Source organism: Hydrogenophaga sp. (assembly GCF_965657535.1).
In the GTDB taxonomy this organism is placed as follows: Bacteria; Pseudomonadota; Gammaproteobacteria; order Burkholderiales; family Burkholderiaceae_C; genus Hydrogenophaga.
Genome location: NZ_CBFHOP010000017.1, coordinates 1 through 4,296 on the forward strand (window position 1 = coordinate 1; position 4,296 = coordinate 4,296).

3 protein-coding genes are annotated in these 4,296 nt (G+C 65.2%); all 3 read left to right on the forward strand.

The genetic code is table 11. The features are described 5' to 3' along the window. The first annotated feature begins 628 nt into the window (after positions 1-628). The gene (locus ACTG4K_RS18465) at positions 629-2,173 is read left to right on the forward strand and encodes a ShlB/FhaC/HecB family hemolysin secretion/activation protein (protein ID WP_439115687.1); all 1,545 of its coding nucleotides are present in this window, start codon (positions 629-631) and stop codon (positions 2,171-2,173) included. 93 nt (positions 2,174-2,266) lie between these two features. Beyond that, positions 2,267-2,395: a hypothetical protein gene (locus ACTG4K_RS18470; RefSeq protein WP_439115689.1), complete on the forward strand. Its 129-nt coding sequence runs from the start codon at positions 2,267-2,269 to the stop codon at positions 2,393-2,395. Next, positions 2,388-4,296, forward strand: a 1,909-nt coding sequence (locus ACTG4K_RS18475) for a filamentous hemagglutinin N-terminal domain-containing protein (protein ID WP_439115688.1), incomplete at its 3' end; no start/stop codon positions are given. The genes ACTG4K_RS18470 and ACTG4K_RS18475, both read left to right, overlap by 8 nt.

Here is a 4,296-nt window from a genome sequence, read left to right on the forward strand (position 1 = left end):
CGTCGATTCCGTGGACCTGGAACACGTTCTTCGCCAGGTCGATGCCAACAGTCGTAAGCTTCATGGTGGACGCCCCTCTCGGTTTAAGTGGTTGATCAACGTCTCCACTTTGGCACATCGATGCCGTTACGGGCGGGGGCGTTCATCCCATTGCTTACGATCAAGCGACTCCTACCTAGCGAGGCGAGTTGGACATCCAGCAGGTCTGCCGCCAGCTCCAGATGCCGCTCTCCCAGTTCATGTGCATAAACGCGTGCGAAAGCGGGTGATGAGCAGACCTTTTCCTGGTCGTGGAAACGGTCACGTCACTGGCGCCTACGAGGTCGTGTCAATTGTCACGGCCTTGTTGCAAGACTCGAAAAACGTGACAGCGATCACCGAGACGGGTTGCTACGCAACATACACTCATTTCAAAACGCTCGGACGTCACCCGAGATCATTCAGGGAGCATTTCATGAAGCCCTCACGGGTTGTCCCGCTGCGCGCGCTCGCCGCATCCGCCATTGTTCTGCTGTTTCCGGCGTTGAGCTGGGGGTAGGCATTCGATCCTACTCGGGCAGAAGCCGAGCAGCGGCGCCAACAGGAGCGGCTCGAGGCCCAGCAGCGCCAGCTCGACACCACATCCGATGTGCGCTTGCCCGCCACGGCCACGGCCGCCCCCGGCGAGCTTCCCGCCAACGAAACCCCGTGTTTCGTGATCCGCGAACTGAGCTTGCAGGGCGCTGATGCCGGGCGATTTGCATGGGTGCTTGATGCGGTTGGCGGAAACGGAGCGCTGCCCTCGCCGCTGGGCCGCTGCCTGGGTGCGCAAGGTGTGGGTGTGCTGATCGAGCGCGCACAAAACGCCCTGCTGGAGCGTGGCTTCGTCACCTCGCGTGCGCTGGCTGCGCCGCAAAGCCTGGCGCAAGGGCTACTGACCATCACCGTACTGCCCGGCCGCATCCGTGCCATCCGTTTGCAAAACCCCAACGACGAGCGCGCCCGGCTGGTCAACGCCCTGCCAATGAACGCGGGTGACATTCTGAACCTGCGCGATATCGAGCAAGGGTTGGAGAACTTAAAACGCGTGCCCACCGCAGACGCCGACATTCAGATCGTACCGGCCGATGAGCCCGGCCAGAGCGATCTGGTGGTCAACTGGCGCCAGAGCCTGCCGTTTCGCCTGAGCCTGGGCGCTGATGACAGTGGCAGCCGCAGCAGCGGCAAGTACCAGGGCAACGTCACGCTGAGCTACGACAACCCCCTTACGCTCAACGACCTGTTCTACCTTAGCCTCAACCGAGACCTTGGCGGCGGCGCCGCTGGCGCACGCGGCACCCGCGGCGGTACCGCCTACTACGCCGTGCCGGTGGGCTACTGGTTGTTCAATGTGAGCGCAAACCGCAGCCGTTACTTTCAGACCGTGGCTGGCGCCAGCCAGGACTATGTGTACCGCGGCACCAGCGCCGGTCAAGAAATGGCCGTCTCGCGCCTCGTGCAGCGCAACGCCAGCGCCAAGACCACGCTCGCGCTCAAGGCCTTTACCCGCCAGTCCAACAACTTCATTGACGACACCGAAGTCGAAGTGCAGCGCCGCCGCGTTGGCGGCTGGCAGCTCGGCGTGGAGCACCGCGCTTACCTTGATCGCGCCACGCTTGATCTGGGCCTGTCCTACAAGCGTGGCACCGGCGCCTTTGGCTCGCTGCCCGCACCCGAAGAGGCGTTTGGCGAAGGCACATCGCGTTTTGCGCTGGTGCAGGCCAACGCCAGCGTCTCCATGCCGTTCACGCTGGCGCAGCAAAGCTGGCGCTACAGCGGCCAATGGCGCGCCCAGGTCAACCGCACACCACTCACCCCGCAAGACCGCTTTGCCATCGGCGGGCGCTACACCGTGCGCGGGTTCGATGGCGAATCCAGCTTGGTCGCCGAGCGCGGTTGGCTGGTGCGCAACGAAATCGCCACCCGCCTGGGTGAGAGCGGTCCGGAGTTCTTTGTTGGCTTCGATCACGGCCGCGTGGCCGGCCCAAGCAGTGAACAGCTGGTCGGCACGCGTATGACTGGCGCCGTGCTCGGGCTGCGCGGCAACGTGGCTTGGTTGCAATACGAAGTGTTTCCCGGCATGCCGGTGCGCAAGCCCGAAGGCTTCTCCAGCGCCCATGCCACCTACGGCTTTCAGCTCAACGCTGGTTTTTAAGACATTGCGTTTCTTGCCCATTCGGTTTTTCAGGAAGTCAACATGAACCGCAACGCCCACACACTCGTATTCAACGCCGCTCGCGGCGGCCTCATGGCGGTGGCCGAAAGCGCAGTGCGCTGCGGCAAAGCCGCCAGCGGGCAGCGCCCGCAACGCTGCGCGTGCGGTACTGGCGCTGGGCTTGCTAAGTGCGGCGCTGGTGCAAGCGCAAATCGTGGCTGACCCGACGACGCCGGGCAACCAGCGTCCCACGGTGCTCACCACCCCCAATGGCGCGCCACTGGTCAACATCCAGACCCCCAGCGCTGCCGGCGTGAGCCGCAACACCTACCAACAATTTGACGTCAACAGCAACGGCGCCGTGCTCAACAACAGCCGCACCAACGTGCAGACCCAGCTCGGCGGTTGGGTGCAGGGCAACCCGTGGCTAGCAACCGGCAGCGCGCGCATCATCGTCAACGAAGTCAACAGCACCAACCCCAGCCAACTGCGTGGCTTCATTGAAGTGGCGGGTCAGCGCGCCGAGGTCATCATCGCCAACCCGGCCGGAATAAACATCGACGGCGCGGGCTTCATCAACGCAAGCCGCGCCACCCTCACCACCGGCACCCCGCTGCTGCAAGGAGGCAGCCTGGAGAGCTACCGTGTGCAGCGCGGCACCATCAGCATCAACGGCGCCGGGCTTGACGCCACCCTCACCGACCACACCGGCATCCTCGCGCGTGCCATCGAACTCAACGCCGCTGTCCACGCCAAGGACCTCCGGCTCGTCACCGGGGACAACACCATCACCGCCGACCAAGGCCAGGTGCAAGCCAGCGCCACCTCGGGCTCTGAAAGCGCACCGGCCTTTGCGCTGGACGTGAGCCAGCTCGGCGGCATGTACGCTGGCAAGATCACCCTCATAGGCACCGAAGCCGGCGTGGGCGTGCGCCACCACGGCACCTTGAGTGCCAGCGCAGGTGACGTGCAGATCAGTGCCAACGGCTGGCTCAGCTCAAGCGGGCGCATCGAGGCCGCACAAGGCAACGTCAGCATCCTGACCGCGCAAGCACAAACCCACAGCGGCAGCGTCAGCGCGGCGGGTGACATGGCGCTGCACAGCGGCAGCGAAAGCGCCCGTGCCGCCCTGGACAACAGTGGCCAGCTGCGCGCAGGGCAAGAAGCTAACATCCGCGCCAGGGCCCTGAGCAACAGCGGCAACATCGACGCCCAGCGCCTGGACGTGGCCGTTGCCAGCCTGAGCAACAGCGGCAACATCTGGCAAAGCGGTGCGCAAACCTTGAACGTACAAGCAGCCAAGCTGGACAACGCCACCGGGGCCGCCATCGGTGCCGTGGTGCCCGCCAGCCCGGCCCCTGCACCCTCGCCAGCGCCAGCGCCAGCTCCAGCACCCTCGACAGCACCGGCTCCGTCACCGGCGCCCAGTCCCGCGCCAGCCCCTTTAGCCAGTGGCCTCATCGCCGTCAGCGGCGCACTCAGCAACCAGGCTGCGGCCACCTTGGCCAGCGCAGGCGATCTCAACCTCAACACCAGCGAATCGCTACACAGCGCTGGGCGCATCCAAGCACAAAGCGTGCAAGCCCACGGCCAGAGCTTTGCGGTAAGCGCCGGGACCCTGCAGGCCCACACACTGACCGTCAACACCCAAACCGTAGGGTTGAGTGGTGCAGCCGTGGTGGTCCAGACCGCCACCCTCACCAGCACCACCCACGCCCAGACCCAAGGCGCGCAGCTCTACACCCATGGCGCGCTCGAAATCAACGCACAGACCCTGAGCAACGCCGGAGAAATCCAGTCAGGCGCCCACGCCACAGTGCAAGCCAGCCAAGTGCTGATCAACTCCGGCACCCTGGCCGCAGCGGGTGACCTCACCATCACCGCAGGCAGCCTCAGCAGCAGCGGTACCCTGGCCGCAGGCCTGAACGCCGACGGCACGCTCCAAGCCTTTTCCGCAGACGGCGCAGCGCTCAATGTCACCACCGCGGAAGCCCTCAGCGCCACCGGCAAAAACCTCGCCGCTGGCACCCTGGCACTGCAAGGCGCAGCGCTGAACCTGAACAACAGCCAAACCAGCGCCCACAGCGCCACCCTCACCGCAGCCGGTGCGCTCAGCACCAACA